The organism is Pseudomonas sp. 7P_10.2_Bac1 (genome assembly GCF_025465935.1).
GTDB lineage: Bacteria > Pseudomonadota > Gammaproteobacteria > Pseudomonadales > Pseudomonadaceae > Aquipseudomonas.
Genome location: NZ_JANLNV010000068.1, coordinates 87,410 through 104,188 on the forward strand (window position 1 = coordinate 87,410; position 16,779 = coordinate 104,188).

Here is a 16,779-nt window from a genome sequence, read left to right on the forward strand (position 1 = left end):
GAGCTTCAGCGTTTTAAAGCTAAGTGCCTGCGCTTCGGTTATGCAGGGATTTAGCACTTAGAACGGGTGTTACGGCGTTAGTCCTTCAAAGGCACCAAACGCGGGGCAATCATGTTTTCCGGGCGCAGGATGTCGTCGAGCATAGCGTCGTCGAGCAAGCCTTCTTCGCGCACCAGTTCCAGTACGCCGCGGCCGCTTTCGAGGGCGATACGGGCGATACGGGTGGCGTTTTTGTAGCCGATGTACGGGTTCAGTGCGGTCACCAGGCCGATCGAGTGTTCGACCAGTTCACGGCAGCGTGCTTCGTTGGCGGTGATGCCGACAATGCAGTGCTCGCGCAGCATGTCCATGGCGCGTTGCAGCAGACGGATCGAGTCGAGCACCTTGAAGGCGATCAGAGGCTCCATCACGTTCAGTTGCAGTTGGCCGCCTTCGGCTGCCATGGTCAGCGCCAAGTCGTTACCGATGACCTGGAACGCTACCTGGTTAACGGCTTCCGGAATAACCGGGTTGACCTTGCCTGGCATGATCGAGCTGCCTGGCTGACGCGCTGGCAGGTTGATTTCGTTGATGCCGGTGCGTGGGCCGCTGGACAGCAGACGCAGGTCGTTACAGATCTTCGACAGCTTGACCGCGGTGCGCTTGAGCATGCCGGAGAACAGTACGAAGGCGCCCATGTCGGAGGTGGCTTCGATCAGGTCGGCGGCCGGGACCACCGGCTGACCACTGATCAGCGCCAGGCGTTGTACAGCCAGTGCTTGATAGCGCGGGTCAGCGTTGATGCCGGTACCGATCGCGGTGCCGCCCAGGTTCACTTCTGTCAGCAGTTCCGGGGCCAGCGTCTTCAGACGGGCCAGGTCTTCGCCCATGGTGGTGGCGAACGCACGGAATTCTTGACCCAGGGTCATTGGTACGGCGTCTTGCAGTTGGGTACGACCCATCTTCAGGACGTGGTTGAACTCTTCACCCTTGGCCGCGAAGGCTTGAATCAGGCTGTCGAGGCTGGCCAGCAGCGCGTCGTGACCTAGCAGCAGACCCAGACGGATCGCAGTCGGGTAAGCGTCGTTGGTCGACTGGGCCATGTTGACGTCGTCGTTCGGGTGCAGGTACTGGTACTCGCCTTTTTGGTGACCCATTGCTTCGAGGGCAATGTTGGCGATCACTTCGTTGGCGTTCATGTTGGTGGAGGTACCGGCACCACCTTGAATCATGTCGACCACGAATTCTTCGTGGAAATCACCGCGGATCAATCGTGCACAGGCTTCGCTGATGGCAGCGTGCTTGGCAGCGCTCAGATGGCCCAGTTCACGGTTGGCGTCTGCAGCGGCCTGTTTGACCATTGCCAGACCGACAACCAGTTTTGGGTAGTGCGAAATCGGGACGCCGGAGAGGCGGAAGTTGTTCACCGCTCGCAGGGTCTGGATGCCGTAGTACGCTTGCGCCGGTACTTCGAGGGAGCCAAGCAGGTCGTTTTCTGTGCGGAAAGATGCAGCGGAGGACATGATAGAAATCATCTCGATATGGACCCGGTCTGGGCCGGAACGCTGCGAATCCTAGGCTTGCGGACTATTTTGGGCCAATGCCTTTAAACACTATCCTATGCAGAAACGGCATAATGGCGACGTGACGCGACCGCCGCGTCGAACGTGTGACCCAATTTGGTGCGCGTCCGGGAGGACTCGATGAATCTCGAAAGTAAATGGCTGGAGGACTTCAGTGCCTTGGCCGCCACTCGCAGTTTTTCTCAGGCGGCCGAGCGCCGCTTTGTGACTCAGCCTGCCTTCAGTCGGCGTATTCGCAGCCTTGAAGCGGCCTTGGGGTTGACCTTGGTGAATCGTTCCCGCACCCCGGTGGAATTGACTGCGGCCGGCCAACTGTTTTTGGTCACGGCGCGCACTGTGGTGGAGCAACTGGGCGAGGTCTTGCGCCACCTGCATCACCTCGAAGGCGGGCAGGGCGAGGTCATGCAAGTGGCTGCTGCGCACTCTCTGGCACTGGGATTTTTCCCGCGTTGGATAGCCCAGTTGCGCAACGAAGGGCTCAACATCGCCACGCGGCTGGTTGCGACTAACGTCGGAGACGCGGTGCATGCGTTACGCGAAGGTGGGTGCGATTTGATGCTGGCTTTTTACGATCCGGACGCGGCCTTGCAGATGGACCCGGAAATTTTTCCGTCGCTGCACTTGGGCAACACCGAAATGCTCCCCGTGTGCGCGGCCGATGCGGACGGCAAACCGCTGTTTGATCTGGAAGGCGAAGGCAGCGTGCCATTGCTGGCTTACAGCGCCGGTGCGTTTTTGGGGCGTTCGGTGAATTTGCTGTTGCGTCAGCGCGCCCTGCGCTTTACCACGGTGTATGAAACCGCGATGGCGGACAGCCTCAAGAGCATGGCGCTTGAAGGGCTGGGGATTGCCTGGGTGCCGCAATTGAGTGTGCGGGCCGAGTTGGCACGTGGCGAGTTGGTGGTGTGCGGCGGGCCGCAGTGGCATGTGCCGCTGGAAATTCGTCTGTATCGCTGTGCGTTGGTGCGCAAGGCCAACGTGCGATTGCTGTGGCGCAAGCTGGAGAACCCGCTCGCGCCGACTTCCGGGCCTGCTTGAATGCTGCGCGAGGTATTTCTCCGGGTTTGACCTGAAAGTCAGTAAAACCGGGCCTTGAGGCACTTTTTGCAGTAAAAGGCAGATGGTCGGGGAATGTGCGTTTTGTTGGCCATTTTGGGTATACTGCGCGGCCTTCGGCTGGCATGACCGGCCTGAATTTCTATAACAAGCCACGTCGGATCCTCCACGTGGCTTGTTGTTTTTTGACGCGCCTGCGGGCGCCCAAGAGAAGAGGCGCGACGATGAGTGCACTGGTAGGCGTGATCATGGGCTCCAAGTCCGATTGGTCCACCCTCAGCCACACCGCCGATATGCTGGAAAAACTCGGCATTCCTTACGAAGTCAAAGTGGTCTCTGCCCACCGGACTCCGGACTTGCTGTTCCAGTATGCCGAAGAGGCCGAAGGCCGCGGAATCGAGGTCATTATTGCCGGAGCCGGTGGCGCAGCCCACTTGCCAGGCATGTGTGCAGCTAAAACCCATTTGCCTGTGCTCGGTGTGCCTGTGCAGTCGTCGATGCTGTCGGGCGTCGACTCACTGCTGTCGATCGTGCAAATGCCGGCCGGCATTCCGGTGGCCACCTTGGCAATCGGCAAAGCGGGGGCAATCAACGCCGCGCTGTTGTCGGCGAGTATTCTGGGCGCCAAGCACCCGCAGTTCCATACCGTACTCAAAGCATTCCGCGCAGAGCAGACTGACAGCGTGCTGGACAATCCAGACCCGCGCCTGGCCTGAGGTTTTTGACGATGAAAATCGGTGTAATCGGTGGCGGCCAGCTCGGTCGCATGCTGGCTCTGGCGGGCACCCCGCTGGGCATGAACTTCGCTTTCCTGGACCCAGCCCCTGATGCGTGCGCTGCCGCATTGGGTGAGCACATCCGTGCCGACTACGGTGATCAGGATCACTTGCGCCAGTTGGCCGACGAAGTGGATCTGGTGACGTTTGAGTTTGAAAGTGTCCCGGCTGAAACCGTGGCTTTTCTGTCGCAATTCGTACCGGTTTACCCAAGTGCCGATGCGTTGCGCATTGCCCGTGATCGCTGGTTCGAGAAGAGCATGTTCAAGGACCTGGGCATTCCGACGCCTGCGTTCGCTGACATTCAGTCCCAGGCGGACCTGGACGCCGCGGTAGCCAGTATCGGTTTGCCAGCCGTTCTCAAAACCCGCACCTTGGGTTATGACGGCAAGGGCCAGAAAGTACTGCGCACGCCGGCTGATGTTGAGGGTACGTTTGCCGAACTGGGCAGCGTGGCCTGCCTGCTCGAAGGCTTTGTGCCGTTCACCGGCGAAGTGTCGCTGATCGCCGTACGCGGCCGTGATGGCGAAACGCAGTTTTACCCGTTGGTGCACAACACCCATGACAGCGGCATTCTCAAGCTGTCGGTAGCCAGCACCGATCATCCGTTGCAAGCCCTGGCTGAAGATTACTCCAGCCGTGTGCTCAAGCATCTGGATTACGTGGGCGTGATGGCTTTCGAGTTCTTTGAAGTCGACGGCGGCCTCAAGGCCAACGAAATTGCCCCGCGTGTGCACAACTCTGGTCACTGGACCACCGAAGGTGCTGAATGCAGCCAGTTCGAAAACCACTTGCGTGCCATCGCTGGCCTGCCGCTGGGTTCGACGGCCAAGCTAGGCGAAAGCGCCATGCTCAACTTCATCGGTCGCGTGCCGCCGGTTGAGAAGGTCATCGCGATTGCCGACTGCCATCTGCATCACTACGGCAAGGCCTTCAAGGCTGGCCGCAAGGTGGGCCATGCCAACCTGCGCTGTGCCGATATGGCTACGCTGCAAGCGCAGATCCTACGCGTTGAGGCGTTGATCGACGAAGCATAAGTCGGGTGTCGACGGGAACCATTCGGTTGTCGTTGCTCTCAGATGGCGTGATACCAAAGTGCTGACTAGGCTTTGGTTAACGCCATCTAATGAGAGGACGCGTGCATGGGCATCATCGGAACCATTTTTATCGGCTTGATCGTTGGCCTGCTGGCTCGTTTCCTGAAACCGGGCGACGACAGCATGGGCTGGATCATGACCATCATTCTGGGTATCGCGGGCTCTGTGGTCGCGACCTACGGCGGCCAGGCGCTGGGCATCTACAAGGCGGGCGAAGGCGCAGGCTTTATCGGTGCGGTGGTTGGCGCGGTAGTCCTGCTGGTGATTTTCGGCATGCTCAAGAAAAAGAGCTGATCGTGTGCGGCCCTCTCTGCGCCGACCGCAGAGAGGGCTAGAATGCGCGACGTATTCACTTCTCTTTGAATGAGTTCTTCATGCGCCGCCTTCTACTGACCTTTCTTTTGCTGGGCTGCGGCCTGGTACACGCGGCAGAACTGCCCGAAACCGACTGGCTCGAATTGATGCCCAAGTCGGACCAAAAAGCCCTCGAAGCCATGCCCGAAATCGATCATAACTCGCCTGAAGCGCAGGGGACGTTTACCGAGAAGGGTGGCTTGAAACAAAGCAAAGGCCTGCCGGCCGTGATGTATTCCACCAAAACCGTCGCCAGTATGAACGGCAAGAACATCCGCCTGGGCGGTTATCCCGTGCCGTTGGAAACGGACGCCAAGGGACGCAGCACGCTGTTTTTCCTGGTGCCTTACCCGGGCGCTTGCATCCACGTACCACCGCCACCGCCCAATCAATTGGTGCTGGTGCGTTATTCAAAAGGCTTGAAGCTGGACGACATCTACACGCCGCTGTGGGTGATGGGCACGCTGAAGGTCGAGAAGGTCAGCAACGACTTGGCGGATGCGGCGTATGCGCTGGATGCCAGCAAGGTGCGTGTGGTGGTTGAGTCGGATTTGTAAAAGCTGAGGTGTAGGCGCGAGCTTGCTTCGCGATCTTTTAAACGATCAAAAGATCGCGAGGCAAGCTCGCTCCTACGGTTCAGGCCAGTTTATGGCTGCTGATGCTCACGCCCATGGTGTGGCTCGCACCGGGTGCCAAGGTGATGATGTCGTCCATCACGTTGGCGGTTTCGATGCACAGCATGCGCTGCCAGCCGTCCAGTGCCATGTCGCCCAGTGCTGCGGCCTTGTCGATCCACGGGTTCCAGATTACGGCGGAGCGCGACCCCTGGCTGGTCAGCCGAATGCTGCGGTTCCAGTGCGCATCGACGATGCTCAACTCGGGCGGCACATCGAGGTAGATACGGTCGGTCTCAGCGCCGAAGGTCAAATCGCCGGCCTGCTGCACGCGTTTCCAGTCATCAAGGGTTTCGATGTAGGTCAGCCCGTCAACGCCTTCTACGTGAACTGAGCGCACATCACTGACCGCGAAATAACTGTGCAGCGCCTGGCTGATGCTCACCGCAATGTCGCTGCGATTGTGGCTGGTGAGGCTGACATGCAGTTGCGTGTCGAGGCGGATGTTCAGGGTCAATGCCACGTCGTGTGGCCAGCCCGGGAGGCCGCCTTCGATGTGGGGCAGGCCCAATTCAATGTGCAGTGCTTCGCCTGCGTCATCGACTTCCAGCAACTCCCATTCGCGGGTGCGCACCAGGCCATGGGCGCCGGCAGGCTCATCGCTGTGACGCATGGCTTGAATGCTATCGGGGTTGCGGGCGAAATTGCCAAACCACGGCCAGCACACCGGCATGCCGGCGCGGATGCCTTTGCCGTGTTTGAATTGCGCCTTGTCATTGAGCCAGACAATGGGCGGTTCATCGCCAACCTGGTAGCTGAGCACTTGTGCGCCTTGTTTGGCGACCAATAGCTGGGCCTGGCCATGCTGAAAGTGCCAGCACTCCAGTTCGTCCAGGGTGACAGACTCAATGTGGTACATGGCAGGCTCTCTATACAGGGGCAGATTAGCGGCGTGGCGGTACGGAACGTGTGCGGCCGCTGCCATCAATGGCAACGAAGACAAACACAGCTTCGGTGACTTTGCGCCATTCGCTGGACAGCGGATCGTCGCTCCAGACTTCAACCATCATCTGGATCGAGCTACGGCCGATTTCCAGCGCCTGGGTATAGAACGACAGTTGCGCGCCAACGGCCACAGGTACCAGAAACGCCATGCGATCAATTGCGACGGTGGCTACGCGGCCACCGGCCACCTTGCTGGCCATTGCGGTGCCGGCCAGGTCCATTTGCGAGACGAGCCAGCCACCAAAAATATCGCCGAAACCATTGGTTTCGCGTGGCAAAGCGGTGATTTGCAAGGCCAGGTCGCCTTGCGGAATTGGATCTTCTTGTTCGAGCTCTATCATGCCGAAGGGCCTCTGACCCGTGATTCATCATCTGTATTGCGGGTGAATAAGCGTCTAAAGAAAAACGATTCAGCCCGAACATACTACGTTCGTCACGTTCTTCATAAGCCGCGCCAAGGGAAACTCTGCGAAATCGGCTGGAGCGGGCCCAGCGGGCGCTTTCGCACAGCAACCCTGGTAGTTACCGAATGTTTCATTCGGGCACGAGTATATCGGGCCATCGCCCGCCCGACGACCTTCCGGTTCTGCTTTTTCAAGCCGCTGTGCGTCTAGCTCTATGCTTTTGCAAACAATTTGTTATCTTTCAAGGCCTGCGAGCCCCTTCCGGCGTAGTTGCAGCTTTCGCCGAACCTAATAAGAGAAGCCATACCTCATGATTCCTGAGCCTGCCAGTGCTGCACCGCCTTCGCGCCCGTTATCCCGTAATGACCTCAAAACCTTGTCGTTGTCCGCTTTAGGCGGGGCGCTGGAGTTTTACGATTTCATCATTTTTGTGTTCTTTGCCACGGTTGTCGGGAAGCTGTTTTTCCCGGCAGACATGCCCGAGTGGCTACGGCTGATGCAGACTTTCGGGATTTTTGCCGCGGGCTATCTGGCGCGGCCGTTGGGCGGCATCGTCATGGCGCACTTCGGTGACCTGCTGGGTCGCAAGAAGATGTTCACCCTGAGCATCTTTATGATGGCCGTTCCGACCCTGATCATGGGCTTGCTGCCCACGTATGAGCAGATTGGCATGCTGGCGCCGATCCTGTTGCTGCTGATGCGTGTGATCCAGGGCGCCGCCATTGGTGGTGAAGTGCCGGGCGCATGGGTCTTTGTGTCTGAGCACGTACCGCCACGGCACGTGGGTTATGCCTGCGGCACTCTGACCTGCGGCTTGACGGCCGGTATTCTGCTGGGCTCGCTGGTGGCAACCGCCATCAACTCGATTTACACCCCGGCCGAAGTGTCGGACTTCGCCTGGCGTATTCCATTCCTGTTGGGCGGTGTGTTCGGCTTGTTCGCGGTGTACCTGCGCCGCTGGCTGCACGAGACTCCGGTGTTCGCCGAGCTGCAACTGCGCAAGGCGTTGGCCGAAGAAGTGCCGCTTAAAACCGTCCTGCGTGATCACCGTGGTGCGATTGTGATCTCGATGCTGCTGACGTGGTTGCTGTCGGCCGGGATTATCGTGGTCATCCTGATGACCCCGACGGTGCTGCAAACCGTGTACGGCTTTTCGGCCACGACCTCATTGCAAGCCAACAGCCTGGCCATTGTTTTCCTGAGTTTGGGTTGTATCGCTTCGGGTGCCCTGGCTGACCGCTTTGGTGCGGGCAAAGTTTTTGTGGTGGGCTGCGCGGCGCTGTTGATCACGTCGTGGACCTTCTATCACAGCCTGTTGCAGCACCCGGATTGGCTGTTCCCGCTGTACGCCTTGAGTGGTTTGTTTGTAGGCACTATCGGCGCAGTGCCGTATGTGATGGTTAAAGCCTTCCCGCCTGTCATACGTTTCAGCGGTTTGTCGTTCTCGTACAACCTGGCCTACGCGATTTTCGGCGGTTTGACGCCCATGGCTGTGACTTTGCTGCTCAAAGAAAGCCAGATGGGCCCGGCTTATTACGTCGCCATCATTTCTCTGATGGGGCTGATTGTGGGCGCTTATCTGTGGAAGAAAGGCCGCTGATCGACGCTGTCAGGCATCACGCCTTTTAGCATTCTCCCAGGGTGCCATCATTTGTGGCTCAATGATGGCATTTCATCTAATTGTCACAATCGGTTCATAGAGTAGTCATCGGGTCTACTAATACTGGCCCCCGATTCATCTAACCCGGTTTGCTAGGAGTAAGGCATGAAACTGAAGCGTGTGATGGCGGCCCTGACTTTTGTCGCCGCGGGTGTTGCGGCTGCTAACGCAGTTGCGACGGGTGTAGATCCGAGTATTGCGGCTTACACCAAGACCACCGGTGTGTCTGGCAACCTGTCCAGCGTTGGTTCCGATACCCTGGCGAACCTGATGACATTGTGGGCTGAGGCTTACAAGAAAGAATATCCAAACGTCAACATCCAGATTCAGGCCGCTGGCTCTGCCACCGCGCCACCTGCGCTGACTGAAGGTACCTCTAACCTGGGCCCGATGAGCCGCAAAATGAAGGACACCGAACTGGCTGCTTTCGAGCAGAAGTACGGCTACAAGCCCACCGCAGTGCCGGTGGCTGTGGATGCCCTGGCGGTGTTCGTGCACAAGGACAACCCCATCCAGCACCTGACCATGGAACAAGTGGACGCGATTTTCTCGTCGACTCGTCTGTGCGGCGCTAAAGATGACGTGAAAACCTGGGGCGACCTGGGCGTCAAAGGCGACCTGGCCAACAAGCCAGTTCAGCTGTTTGGCCGTAACTCGGTGTCCGGCACGTATGGCTACTTCAAAGAAGAAGCCCTGTGCAAAGGTGACTACAAGCCTAACGTGAACGAGCAACCTGGCTCGGCGTCGGTTGTGCAGTCCATCAGCTCCTCGCTGAACGGCATCGGTTACTCAGGCATTGGTTACAAAACCGCCAGCGTGAAGACCGTGGCACTGGCCAAGAAAGGCAGCACTGACTTCATCGAAGACACCGAAGAGAACGCTCTGAACGGCAAATATCCGCTGTCGCGTTTCCTTTACGTGTACGTGAACAAGGCGCCTAACAAGCCGCTGAACCCGCTGGAAGCCGAGTTCATCAAGCTGGTGCTGTCCAAGCAAGGTCAGGAAGTGGTCGTGAAAGACGGCTACATCCCACTGCCCGCTAAAGTGGCTGCAAAAGCCTTGGCTGACCTGGGTCTCAAAGAAGGCAATTAAGCCTTCTGCTATGCAGCAGGCCGCGATGGGGGTACGGTGCAAGCCGTTGCCTTGAAGTCTTCAGAGACTCATCGTAGCCTGCGGTAGCGACTACAGGTTTCGCCGCATTTTGTTCCGCTGCCAGGTCCGCTGGTCAGCGGTTTTTTGCGTCACTGATTTGTCATCTTTTTGTCATACAGGCCCGCTAGGGTGTGCGCATGAATGATCTGGCCAATTCTCGAATGACTCCAACCTCCGATCCCAAGCGCATTGATTTCAATACGCCTGAACTCAAACGCAAGCGTCGTATCCGTGCGCTCAAAGATCATCTGACCCGTTGGTATGTCTTTATTGGCGGCCTTGCTGTGCTCGGCGCCATCACGCTGATTTTCTTCTTCCTGGCTTATGTGGTGTACCCGCTGTTTCAGGGGGCAGATCTCACGCCTAAACCCGCGATAACCCCGGTGTGGATGCAGGACGCCGGCAAGCCATTGATGATCTCGGTAGAAGAGCAGAATCAGGTTGGCATGCGCGTGTCCGATACGGGGCTGGTGCTGTTTTTCAGCGTCAAAGATGGCAGTGAACTGTCGCGAATTAACCTGCCCCTGCCGGCTGACACGCATGTGACCTCGCTCGGTGAAGATCAGCCGGGCAGCCCGGTGGTGGTGTTGGGATTGTCGAATGGGCAGGTGCTGGTGTTCCGCCACACTTATAAAGTCAGCTATCCGGATGGCAAAAAGACCATCAACCCGGCAATTGAATACCCGTATGGCAACACGCCTATCACGCTTGACCCGCAAGGTCGCGCGCTGGAGCACGTAAATCTCAACGTCAGTGATTCAACCCTCGTTCTGGCCGGTTCGACGGGTTCGCAATTGAACGTCATGTCGCTGACCAGCGAAGAGAACATGATGACTGGCGAGGTTACCCAGTCAGAGAGCCGCATCGACCTCCCGCAGATGACCGAGAAGGTCAAGGCGCTGTATGTCGACCCACGCCAGCAATGGCTGTATGTGGTCAACGGTCGCGCCCAGGCGGACGTGTTCAGCTTGCGCGACAAGAGCCTGAACGGTCGTTACAAATTGCTTGAAAATGCCAACACCGAAATCACCGCCAGCACGCAATTGGTGGGCGGGATCTCGCTGATTTTCGGTGATTCGAGCGGCGGTTTGAGCCAGTGGTTCATGGCGCGTGATCCGGACGGTGAACTGCGTTTCAAACACATCCGCAGCTTCCAGATGGGCAAGTCACCGATTGTTGAAATTACCGCCGAGCAGCGCCGCAAGGGCTTCCTCGCCCTGGATGCTGCCGGTGAGATTGGCGTATTCCACAGCACGGCGCACCGCACCCTGCTGGTGGAAAAGGTCGCTGAAGGCCCCGGCATCATGGCGCTGTCGCCACGGGCCAACCGCATCATCGTCGAGGAGGGCGGCAAGTTGTTCCCGCTGTTCCTGAAGAACCCGCACCCGGAAGTGTCCTGGAGCGCGCTGTGGAGCAAGGTCTGGTACGAAAACTACGACGCGCCTAAATACGTGTGGCAGTCGACAGCGGCCAACACCGACTTCGAGCCGAAGATGAGCCTCGCGCCATTGACCTTCGGTACGTTGAAGGCGGCCTTCTACGCGATGTTGCTGGCGGCGCCGCTGGCTGTAGCGGCGGCGATCTATACGGCCTATTTCATGGCCCCAAGCCTGCGCCGCAAGGTCAAGCCGGTGATTGAGTTGATGGAAGCCATGCCCACGGTAATTCTGGGCTTCTTCGCCGGTCTGTTTCTGGCGCCGTATGTCGAAGGTCATCTGCCGGGTATTTTCAGCCTGTTGGTGCTGATGCCGGTTGGCATTCTGCTGGCGGGCTTTACTTGGAGCCGCCTGCCGGAATCCATTCGCCTGCGTGTACCGGATGGCTGGGAAACGGTGATTCTGGTGCCTGTGGTGCTGCTGGTGTGCGGGATTTCGCTGTATATCAGCCCCTACATGGAAGCTTGGCTTTTCGGCGGCGACATGCGCTTGTGGATCTCCCATGACCTGGGTATCACCTACGACCAGCGCAACGCCTTGGTGGTGGGGTTGGCGATGGGCTTCGCGGTCATCCCGAACATCTACTCGATTGCCGAAGATGCGGTGTTCAGCGTGCCGCGAGGCCTGACTCTGGGTTCGCTGGCACTGGGTGCCACGCCGTGGCAAACCATGACCCGTGTGGTCATCCTGACCGCCAGCCCGGGCATCTTCTCGGCGCTGATGATCGGTATGGGCCGTGCGGTGGGCGAAACCATGATTGTGTTGATGGCCACGGGCAACACCCCGGTCATGGAATTGAACCTGTTCGAAGGCTTGCGCACCTTGGCGGCGAACGTGGCGGTGGAAATGCCGGAGTCGGAGGTGGGCGGTAGTCATTACCGCGTGTTGTTCCTCTCGGCATTGGTACTGCTGTTGTTCACTTTCATCATGAACACCCTCGCCGAGCTGATCCGTCAGCGTCTGCGCAAGAAATATTCGTCGCTTTAAGGAAGGCAGAAGTCTGTGAAACAGAACTCCCTCAAAAGCTGGTTCAAGAGCGGTGCTCCCGGCGTCTGGATCAGCGGTGGTGCCGTGACCATCGCGGTCATCATGACCATCGGTTTGTTGTCGGTGATCGCTGTGCGCGGCCTGGGCCACTTTTGGCCTGCGGACCTGATCCACGCGCAATACAACGTGCCAGGCAGCGCAGATCACCTGGTGATCGGCGAAGTGGTGCAAAAAGAAGAAGTCCCGCGTGAGCGCCTCAAAAGCGCTGGCTTACCGGTGCCCGATCAAGGGCCGGAGTTCATGACCCGCGAGCTGATCAAAGTGGGTAACCGTGACCTCAACGGCAATGACTTTACCTGGGTGGTGGGTGAGTGGTTGAACGGTGAGACCACGCCTGTAGAGCTGATGGCCATTGAGCGTCGCGAGTGGGGTAACTTCTACGGCTACCTGGTTAACGTCAAAGAAAACGGCCAAGTGGTGGCCGAAGGCGCGGCGGCCTGGCCCGAGTTGAAGGCTCGCGTTAAACGAGTTAACGACCTGGCGGCGCAACTCAGCCAGTTGGAAAAGAAGGACATTGGCGCCATCAACGCGGGCCTTGAGCGTATTCGTTTGCACGGTCGCAAGCTGGAGTTGGCGGGCAAGCTGGATGCCGCTGCACAAGCGGACATGGACGCCGGGCGCGCCGAGTTGAATGCGCGTTACAAAGCCATCGAGGAGCGTTTGGCTGACTTGCATACCCAGTTCAACCGCGACAGCCTCACGGCCCGTGATGCCAACGGCAAAGAGCTGGAAATCAACATCGGCAAAGTGGTCAAGGTGTATCAGCCCAACGCCATGAACAGCTGGCAGAAGCTGGCCATGTACTTCAGCAACATCTGGGAGTTCCTGAGCCAGGACCCGCGTGAAGCCAACACCGAAGGCGGAATCTTCCCGGCTATTTTCGGCACCGTGATGATGACCCTGATCATGGCCGTGATCGTGACCCCGTTTGGCGTACTTGCGGCGGTGTACCTGCGTGAATACGCCAAGCAAAACACCCTGACCCGTGTCATCCGTATCGCAGTGAACAACCTCGCGGGTGTACCGGCCATTGTGTACGGCGTGTTTGGCCTGGGCTTCTTTGTGTATGTGCTGGGCGGTTCGGTGGACCGCTTGTTCTTCGCCGAAGCCTTGCCGGCGCCGACGTTCGGTACGCCGGGCTTGCTGTGGGCCTCGTTGACCCTGGCACTGTTGGCGGTACCGGTGGTGATTGTGGCCACTGAAGAAGGGCTGGCACGTATCCCGCGTACCCTGCGTGAAGGTTCGCTGGCGTTGGGCGCGACCAAGGCCGAGACGCTGTGGAAGATCGTCTTGCCGATGGCCAGCCCAGCCATGATGACCGGCCTGATCCTGGCCGTGGCCCGCGCCGCGGGTGAGGTGGCGCCGCTGATGCTGGTGGGCGTGGTCAAGTTGGCGCCTTCGCTGCCGCTCGATGGCAACTATCCTTACCTGCACCTTGACCAGAAGATCATGCACCTGGGCTTCCACATCTATGACGTGGGCTTCCAGAGCCCCAACGTTGAAGCTGCCCGTCCGCTGGTCTACGCCACTGCGCTGCTGCTGGTACTGGTGATCGCGATCCTCAACCTGTCGGCGGTGTGGATCCGTAACCACCTGCGTGAGAAGTACAAGGCGCTGGATAGCTGATTGATTCACAACCTGTCGGGGCTTGCTCGCGATCATTTAAACGATCAAAAGATCGCGAGGCGAGCTCGCTCCTACAGGTGAAACCTCGGTCATCGTGATCGAACGAATATTTAGCGTATGGAGCAACCCATGCAGCATGATTCCTCAACCCACGGCATTAACATGTCGGCCTTGGGTCGCAGCAAACAGAGCCGAAGTCTGGCGAACGAAACCGTCGCCATTGAAGTGCCGGGCCTGAATCTGTATTACGGCGACAAACAAGCCCTGTACGACGTCAGTCTGAATATTCCGAAACAGCGCGTTACCGCGTTTATCGGTCCGTCTGGCTGCGGCAAATCGACGTTGCTGCGTACCTTCAACCGCATGAATGATCTGGTTGACGGTTGCCGCGTTGAAGGCGAGATCAACCTGTACGGCCACAATATCTATCGCAAGGGCGAAGACGTGGCCGAGCTGCGTCGTCGTGTGGGCATGGTGTTTCAGAAGCCCAACCCGTTCCCCAAGACCATCTACGAAAACGTGGTCTACGGTCTGCGCATTCAGGGCATCAACAAAAAGCGCGTGCTGGACGAAGCGGTTGAGTGGGCACTCAAAGGCGCGGCGTTGTGGGACGAGGTCAAAGACCGTCTGCACGACTCGGCCTTGGGCTTGTCCGGTGGTCAGCAACAGCGTTTGGTGATTGCCCGTACCATCGCCGTTGAACCGGAAGTCTTGCTGCTCGATGAGCCGTGCTCGGCACTCGATCCGATTTCGACGCTGAAAGTCGAAGAGCTGATCTACGAACTCAAGTCCAAGTTCACCATCGTCATCGTGACCCACAACATGCAACAGGCAGCCCGGGTTTCGGATTACACCGCGTTCATGTACATGGGCAAAATGGTGGAATACGGCGACACCGATACCCTGTTCACCAACCCGGCCAAAAAACAGACCGAAGACTACATTACCGGAAGGTATGGTTAGTAGCGGCGGCAAGCTTTTAGCTTCAAGCGGCAAGTTAAAGCAGCTTGGTGGAATGACATAGATAGCTTGCGGCTTATGGCTTGCAGCTCACAGCTTTTGCGGAGCAAACCCATGATTTCAAAAGATGGCCTCACCCATCATATTTCCGCGCAGTTCAACGCGGAACTCGAAGAAGTACGTAGCCATTTGCTGGCCATGGGGGGGCTGGTCGAGAAACAGGTCAATGACGCGGTCACGGCGTTGATCGAGGCTGATTCCGGGTTGGCTCAGCAGGTGCGTGAGATCGACGAACAGATCAATCAAATGGAACGCAACATCGACGAAGAGTGTTTGCGCATCCTGGCCCGTCGCCAACCCGCGGCCTCTGATTTGCGCTTGATTATCAGCATCTCCAAGTCGGTGATCGATCTGGAACGCATCGGTGACGAGGCGACCAAGATCGCGCGTCGGGCGATTCAGTTATGTGAAGAAGGCGAGGCGCCACGCGGCTACGTCGAGGTCCGCCACATCGGCGACCAGGTGCGCAACATGGTGCGTGATGCACTGGACGCTTTTGCGCGTTTCGATGCTGACCTGGCGTTGTCGGTGGCGCAGTACGACAAGACCATCGACCGCGAGTACAAAACCGCCTTGCGTGAACTGGCCACCTACATGATGGAAGACCCGCGCTCAATTACCCGCGTGCTCAGCATTATCTGGGTGTTGCGTTCGCTGGAGCGCATCGGCGACCACGCGCGCAATATCTCGGAGCTGGTGATTTACCTCGTACGAGGCACCGACGTGCGCCACATGGGGCTCAAGCGTATGCGTGAAGAAGTTGAAGGCACCAAGGCTAATGTTGAGTCGCAAGCAGACGATAACTAAGACTGCCCGAGACAAAAAACGCCCGGCTCATTGCCGGGCGTTTTTGTTTGTGGCGTTTATAGTTAAGGCGCTTGGTGAACTGTAAAAGGGGCGAGGCGCTGATCGGTCTTGGCAAATGGCCACTATTTGGCGCAGGGTTGTCAGGATTCTAAAGGAGCAGTCGATGAGCAAGGTCAGTGTGTTAGTGGTGGATGACGCGTCGTTTATCCGCGATCTGGTTAAAAACTGCCTGCGTAACTATTTCCCCGGTATCCGGATTGAAGACGCCGTCAACGGCCGTAAAGCCCAGGCGCTGCTGGCCCGTGAGGCGTTTGACCTGGTGCTGTGCGATTGGGAAATGCCGGAAATGTCCGGTCTTGAGCTGCTGACGTGGTGCCGTGAGCAGGACCGCTTGAAAACCCTCCCCTTCATCATGGTGACCAGCCGTGGTGATAAAGAGAACGTGGTGCAGGCGATTCAGGCCGGTGTGTCGGACTTTGTCAGCAAGCCGTTCACCAATGAGCAATTGCTGACCAAGGTGAAAAAGGCCTTCACCAAGGCCGGTTTGCTGAATGCGGTCATGGCCAGCGCCCCGGTGCGCGCCAGCACGGGCTTGGTCAATGATTCGCTCAACGCGTTGACCGGTGGCAAGGCGCAGGTGGTCACGCCGACTGCCGCGAGCCGACAGGCACCGGTGGCCCCGCAGGTTGGCCAGACACCGACGGGGCGCAGCCAAGGGCAACTGCGCTTGCCGACAGGTATTCAGCCCTGCGTGATCAAAGCGCTGAGCCTCAAGGAGGCGCTGGTGGTGGTGCGTCGTAGTGAAGAGCTGCCGCAGATCCTGGCCAGTGCGGTATTGGACCTTGAACAAGGCGAGCGGGCCGAAGTGGCGCGTTTGAATGGCTACTTGCACGCCATTGTCGCGTACGAACCCAAGCCGGACAGCGACTGGTTGCAGCTGACCTTCCGCTTTGTGGATCAGGATGCCGAGAAAATGAACTACCTGTCGCGGCTGATCGCCCACGGCACGGCGCAGAAGCAGTTTGTGCCGGGGGCATAGCGCTGGGGGACGGCGTGCTTAATGGTCCCGAGCTGCTCACGCTGGTTGATCACGGCAGGCTCACGGCGTAAGGCCGGAACCTTAAGTGGCGGTTGCCGCAGCAACGGATATGTACATAAAAGCT

The 16,779-nt window shown here is 58.4% G+C and carries 15 protein-coding genes; 12 read left to right on the top strand and 3 right to left on the bottom strand.

Going from position 1 to position 16,779, the window contains the following annotated elements:
• Nucleotides 1-77 precede the first annotated feature (77 nt).
• Entirely contained in the window at nt 78-1,502 is a 1,425-nt protein-coding gene (aspA, locus tag NTD86_RS14540; RefSeq protein WP_262203211.1) for an aspartate ammonia-lyase, read from the bottom strand.
• 180 nt (nt 1,503-1,682) lie between these two features.
• On the opposite strand from aspA, the gene NTD86_RS14545 reads away from it, so the two are divergent.
• From NTD86_RS14545 to NTD86_RS14565, 5 genes are all read left to right on the top strand, one after another.
• Nucleotides 1,683-2,600 carry a LysR substrate-binding domain-containing protein gene (locus tag NTD86_RS14545; RefSeq protein ID WP_262203212.1) on the top strand — a complete coding sequence of 306 codons (918 nt, stop codon included), beginning with the start codon at nt 1,683-1,685 and terminating at the stop codon, nt 2,598-2,600.
• Nucleotides 2,601-2,842: 242 nt separating this feature from the next.
• A complete protein-coding gene (purE, locus tag NTD86_RS14550) occupies nt 2,843-3,334 on the top strand; it encodes a 5-(carboxyamino)imidazole ribonucleotide mutase (RefSeq protein WP_047279087.1) in 492 nt (163 codons plus the stop codon).
• A gap of 11 nt (nt 3,335-3,345) precedes the next feature.
• The gene (locus tag NTD86_RS14555) at nt 3,346-4,431 is read left to right on the top strand and encodes a 5-(carboxyamino)imidazole ribonucleotide synthase (protein WP_262203213.1); all 1,086 of its coding nucleotides are present in this window, start codon (nt 3,346-3,348) and stop codon (nt 4,429-4,431) included.
• A 105-nt stretch (nt 4,432-4,536) separates the two neighbouring features.
• Nucleotides 4,537-4,785: a GlsB/YeaQ/YmgE family stress response membrane protein gene (locus tag NTD86_RS14560; protein WP_262203214.1), complete on the top strand. Its 249-nt coding sequence runs from the start codon at nt 4,537-4,539 to the stop codon at nt 4,783-4,785.
• A gap of 80 nt (nt 4,786-4,865) precedes the next feature.
• Entirely contained in the window at nt 4,866-5,402 is a 537-nt protein-coding gene (locus tag NTD86_RS14565) for a DUF3299 domain-containing protein (RefSeq protein ID WP_262203215.1), read from the top strand.
• A gap of 79 nt (nt 5,403-5,481) precedes the next feature.
• Here the strand turns inward: NTD86_RS14565 and NTD86_RS14570 are convergent, their stop codons facing one another.
• Together NTD86_RS14570 and NTD86_RS14575 are read right to left on the bottom strand one after the other, a co-directional pair.
• Complete coding sequence (locus NTD86_RS14570; protein WP_262203216.1) at nt 5,482-6,378, bottom strand: D-hexose-6-phosphate mutarotase; 897 nt, start codon at nt 6,376-6,378, stop codon at nt 5,482-5,484.
• 25 nt (nt 6,379-6,403) lie between these two features.
• The gene (locus tag NTD86_RS14575; RefSeq protein WP_048373769.1) at nt 6,404-6,805 is read right to left on the bottom strand and encodes an acyl-CoA thioesterase; all 402 of its coding nucleotides are present in this window, start codon (nt 6,803-6,805) and stop codon (nt 6,404-6,406) included.
• Between the two features lie 373 nt (nt 6,806-7,178).
• Between NTD86_RS14575 and NTD86_RS14580 the strand changes: the two genes are divergently transcribed.
• From NTD86_RS14580 to NTD86_RS14610, 7 genes are all read left to right on the top strand, one after another.
• Nucleotides 7,179-8,468, top strand: a complete 1,290-nt coding sequence (locus tag NTD86_RS14580) for an MFS transporter (RefSeq protein ID WP_262203218.1) — start codon at nt 7,179-7,181, stop codon at nt 8,466-8,468.
• A gap of 165 nt (nt 8,469-8,633) precedes the next feature.
• Complete coding sequence (locus tag NTD86_RS14585; protein WP_262203219.1) at nt 8,634-9,620, top strand: phosphate ABC transporter substrate-binding protein PstS family protein; 987 nt, start codon at nt 8,634-8,636, stop codon at nt 9,618-9,620.
• A gap of 197 nt (nt 9,621-9,817) precedes the next feature.
• On the top strand, nt 9,818-12,103 hold the full coding sequence (locus tag NTD86_RS14590; protein WP_262203220.1) for an ABC transporter permease subunit: 2,286 nt from the start codon (nt 9,818-9,820) through the stop codon (nt 12,101-12,103).
• Nucleotides 12,104-12,118: 15 nt separating this feature from the next.
• On the top strand, nt 12,119-13,789 hold the full coding sequence (pstA, locus tag NTD86_RS14595) for a phosphate ABC transporter permease PstA (RefSeq protein ID WP_262203221.1): 1,671 nt from the start codon (nt 12,119-12,121) through the stop codon (nt 13,787-13,789).
• 129 nt (nt 13,790-13,918) lie between these two features.
• Nucleotides 13,919-14,752: a phosphate ABC transporter ATP-binding protein PstB gene (gene pstB / locus NTD86_RS14600; protein WP_262203222.1), complete on the top strand. Its 834-nt coding sequence runs from the start codon at nt 13,919-13,921 to the stop codon at nt 14,750-14,752.
• A gap of 111 nt (nt 14,753-14,863) precedes the next feature.
• A complete protein-coding gene (phoU, locus tag NTD86_RS14605; protein WP_262203223.1) occupies nt 14,864-15,616 on the top strand; it encodes a phosphate signaling complex protein PhoU in 753 nt (250 codons plus the stop codon).
• A 163-nt stretch (nt 15,617-15,779) separates the two neighbouring features.
• Nucleotides 15,780-16,655 carry a response regulator gene (locus tag NTD86_RS14610; RefSeq protein ID WP_262203224.1) on the top strand — a complete coding sequence of 292 codons (876 nt, stop codon included), beginning with the start codon at nt 15,780-15,782 and terminating at the stop codon, nt 16,653-16,655.
• Nucleotides 16,656-16,779: the final 124 nt, after the last annotated feature.